We start from the raw sequence: 2,483 nt of genomic DNA on the forward strand, positions 1-2,483 counted from the left end.
ATCCTGAGTACGGCGGGACACGTGAAACCCCGTCGGAATCCGGGAGGACCATCTCCCAAGGCTAAATACTTCCTAGTGACCGATAGTGAACCAGTACCGTGAGGGAAAGGTGAAAAGCACCCCGGGAGGGGAGTGAAAGAGATCCTGAAACCGTGTGCCTACAAGTAGTTGGAGCCCATTTACGGGTGACAGCGTGCCTTTTGTAGAATGAACCGGCGAGTTACGATTACGTGCAAGGTTAAGCTGAAGAGGCGGAGCCGCAGCGAAAGCGAGTCTGAATAGGGCGAATGAGTACGTGGTCGTAGACCCGAAACCGTGTGATCTACCCATGTCCAGGGTGAAGTTCAGGTAACACTGAATGGAGGCCCGAACCCACGCACGTTGAAAAGTGCGGGGATGAGGTGTGGGTAGGGGTGAAATGCCAATCGAACTCGGAGATAGCTGGTTCTCCCCGAAATAGCTTTAGGGCTAGCCTCGAGGGAAGAGTATTGGAGGTAGAGCACTGATTGGACTAGGGGTCCCCACAGGATTACCGAATTCAGTCAAACTCCGAATGCCAAATACTTATCCTCGGGAGTCAGACTGCGAGTGCTAAGATCCGTAGTCAAGAGGGAAACAGCCCAGACCATCAGCTAAGGTCCCAAAGTATACGTTAAGTGGAGAAGGATGTGGAGTTGCCCAGACAACCAGGATGTTGGCTTAGAAGCAGCCACCATTTAAAGAGTGCGTAATAGCTCACTGGTCGAGTGACTCTGCGCCGAAAATGTACCGGGGCTAAACGTATCACCGAAGCTATGGATTGACACCTTAGGTGTCAGTGGTAGGGGAGCGTTCTAAGTGCTGTGAAGCTAGACCGGAAGGACTGGTGGAGCGCTTAGAAGTGAGAATGCCGGTATGAGTAGCGAAAAGAGGGGTGAGAATCCCCTCCGTCGAAAGCCCAAGGTTTCCTGAGGAAGGCTCGTCCGCTCAGGGTAAGTCGGGACCTAAGCCGAGGCTGAAAAGCGTAGGCGATGGACAACAGGTTGAAATTCCTGTACCACCTCCTCACCGTTTGAGCAATGGGGGGACGCAGAAAGGTAGGGTAAGCGCACTGATGGATATGTGCGTCTAAGCAGTTAGGCTGAGAAGTAGGCAAATCCGCTTCTCGCGAAGGCTGAGCTGTGATAGCGAGCGAAATTTAAGTAGCGAAGTTCCTGATCCTACACTGCCAAGAAAAGCCTCTAGCGAGGTGAGAGGTGCCCGTACCGCAAACCGACACAGGTAGGCGAGAAGAGAATTCTAAGACGCTCGGGAGAACTCTCGTTAAGGAACTCGGCAAAATGACCCCGTAACTTCGGGAGAAGGGGTGCTCTGATAGGGTGTTAAAGCCCGAGAGAGCCGCAGTGAATAGATCCAAGCGACTGTTTAGCAAAAACACAGGTCTCTGCGAAGCCGCAAGGCGAAGTATAGGGGCTGACACCTGCCCGGTGCTGGAAGGTTAAGAGGAGGGGTTATCCTTTGGGAGAAGCTCTGAATTGAAGCCCCAGTAAACGGCGGCCGTAACTATAACGGTCCTAAGGTAGCGAAATTCCTTGTCGGGTAAGTTCCGACCCGCACGAATGGTGTAACGATTTGGATACTGTCTCAACGAGAGACCCGGTGAAATTATATTACCTGTGAAGATGCAGGTTACCCGCGACAGGACGGAAAGACCCCATGGAGCTTTACTGTAGCTTGATATTGGATTTTGGTACAATTTGTACAGGATAGGTAGGAGCCTGAGAACCCGGAGCGCCAGCTTCGGTGGAGGCGTCGGTGGGATACTACCCTGATTGTATTGAAATTCTAACCTAGGACCGTGATCCGGTTCGGGGACAGTGTCAGGTGGGCAGTTTGACTGGGGCGGTCGCCTCCTAAACAGTAACGGAGGCGCCCAAAGGTTCCCTCAGAATGGTTGGAAATCATTCGTAGAGTGCAAAGGCAAAAGGGAGCTTGACTGCGAGACCTACAAGTCGAGCAGGGACGAAAGTCGGGCTTAGTGATCCGGTGGTTCCGCATGGAAGGGCCATCGCTCAACGGATAAAAGCTACCCTGGGGATAACAGGCTTATCTCCCCCAAGAGTCCACATCGACGGGGAGGTTTGGCACCTCGATGTCGGCTCATCGCATCCTGGGGCTGAAGTAGGTCCCAAGGGTTGGGCTGTTCGCCCATTAAAGCGGTACGCGAGCTGGGTTCAGAACGTCGTGAGACAGTTCGGTCCCTATCCGTCGCGGGCGTAGGAAATTTGAGAGGAGCTGTCCTTAGTACGAGAGGACCGGGATGGACACACCGCTGGTGTACCAGTTGTTCCGCCAGGAGCATAGCTGGGTAGCTACGTGTGGAAGGGATAAGTGCTGAAAGCATCTAAGCATGAAGCCCCCCTCAAGATGAGATTTCCCTTGGAGTTAATCCAGTAAGACCCCTTAAAGATGATGAGGTTGATAGGTCTCGGGTGGAAGCACGG

1 rRNA gene is annotated in these 2,483 nt (G+C 53.1%); it reads left to right on the top strand.

Annotation, left to right across the window (positions count from 1 at the left end):
• Positions 1-2,483, top strand: a 23S ribosomal RNA gene (locus tag DS745_RS04265); the annotation flags it as partial.

This window comes from Anaerobacillus alkaliphilus (assembly GCF_004116265.1).
GTDB lineage: Bacteria > Bacillota > Bacilli > Bacillales > Anaerobacillaceae > Anaerobacillus > Anaerobacillus alkaliphilus.